Annotated in this window: 2 protein-coding genes; both read right to left on the reverse strand. The window is 74.7% G+C overall.

All coding sequences use genetic code 11. The features are described 5' to 3' along the window. Positions 1-318, reverse strand: a 318-nt coding sequence (locus tag AB0B76_RS58920) for an SDR family NAD(P)-dependent oxidoreductase (RefSeq protein WP_360395179.1), incomplete at its 3' end; no start/stop codon positions are given. Next, positions 311-1,477, reverse strand: a complete 1,167-nt coding sequence (locus tag AB0B76_RS58925; protein WP_360395182.1) for a mandelate racemase/muconate lactonizing enzyme family protein — start codon at positions 1,475-1,477, stop codon at positions 311-313. The genes AB0B76_RS58920 and AB0B76_RS58925, both read right to left, overlap by 8 nt. Between the last annotated feature and the right edge of the window lie 105 nt (positions 1,478-1,582).

Below are 1,582 nucleotides of genomic sequence, written 5' to 3' on the forward strand. Positions count from 1 at the left end.
GCCGTGGCCGGCGGCCATCATGGCGGGCAGGACGGCGCGGGCGCACAGGAACGCGGAGGTGACGTTCGTGTCCATGACGTGGTGCCAGTCTTGGAGGGTGGTCTCGTGCGCGGGCGCACCGGCGGTGATCCCGGCGCAGTGCACGAGGGCGGCGACCGGGCCGGGGTCCTTGAGCGCGGCCTGGACGCCTGCCTCGGTGGTGAGGTCGCCGTCGGCGCGGTCGACGCCGTGGACCTGGTAGCCGTCGGCGGCGAGCCGGGCCGCGACCGCCGACCCGATCCCGCCGGCCGCGCCCGTCACCACGACCAGGTCAGGCACGGAACACCGCGTACTCGGCGATCAGGTCCTCGTCGAGCGTGACCCCGAGCCCCGGCCCGTCCGGCACGACCAGCGCACCGTCCACGAGGGACGGTCGCTCGAGCGGCAGGTCGTCGCGCAGGGGGTTGGGCAGCCGGTTGTACTCGTAGATGGGCACGTTCGGCGTGGCCGCGGCGAACTGCAGGGCGGCCGCGAGCCCGACGGCCGACCCGACGCCGTGCGGGGACACGGCGACGTGGAACGCGTCGCACAGCGCCGCGATGCGCCGGGCCTCGGTGATGCCGCCGGCCCGGGCCAGGTTCGGCATGACCACGTCGACCGCCCGCCGCAGCAGGAACTCCCGGTAGCCGTACCGCGTGAACTCGCTCTCGCCCGTCACCACCGGGATGTGCACGGCCGCGCGGACCTCGGCCAGCCCGGCCACGTCGTCGGTCGCCAGCGGCTCCTCCAGCCAGCGCACGCCGAGCGGCTCCAGGGCGAGCCCGAGCCGCACGGCCGTCTTGACGTCGTAGGCGCAGTTGAGGTCGACGTGCAGCGCGGCCCGGCCGGCCATCGCCTCGACCACCGCCCCGGCGTGGGCCAGGTCCGTCGCCTCGCCCCGGCCCAGCTTGAGCTTCACCGCCCGGAAGCCGGCGTCCACGAAGGACAGTGCCCGCTCGGCCGACTCCGCGGTGGTCGGCAGGAACGGGATCGGCGAGGCGTACACCGGCACCCGGTCCCGGACCGGGCCGCCGAGCAGCCGGTGGACCGGCAGCCCGGCGGCCTTGCCGCGCAGGTCCCACAGGGCGAGGTCGACGCCGCTGATCGCCTCCAGGTAGAAGCCGCCGGTGCGCCCGGCGCCGGCCTGCGCGCCGAACATGAGCTCCCACAGCGCCTCCGACGCGCCGGCGTCCCGCCCGAGCAGCATCGGCGCGAGCACGCTGCCGACGATTGTCGCGGTGACGCGCGGCTCCGGCAGCCCGTAGGCCTCCCCGATGCCCTCCAGCCCGTCGGTCGTGCGGATACGAACGAGGGTGGTGTACTGCCCGAGCCGCGGCAGCACCCGATGGCTGGACGCGGGCGTGAGCAGCCAGTCGGGCACCGCGTCGCGGCTGCCGTAGACCCGCTCGAACGGAGCGGACAGGGCGACGGCCTCGACGGAGGCGATGGTGAGCTTCACGGTATCCCTTACTTGATGAGGGCGTTCATCCGGTCGCGGGCCGAGGTGAGCGCGTCCTTCGGCGTCTTCTTGCCGATGAGGATCGACTGCACCTCCTCGGCGAGG

The sequence above is a fragment of the Dactylosporangium sp. NPDC049140 genome (assembly GCF_040648435.1).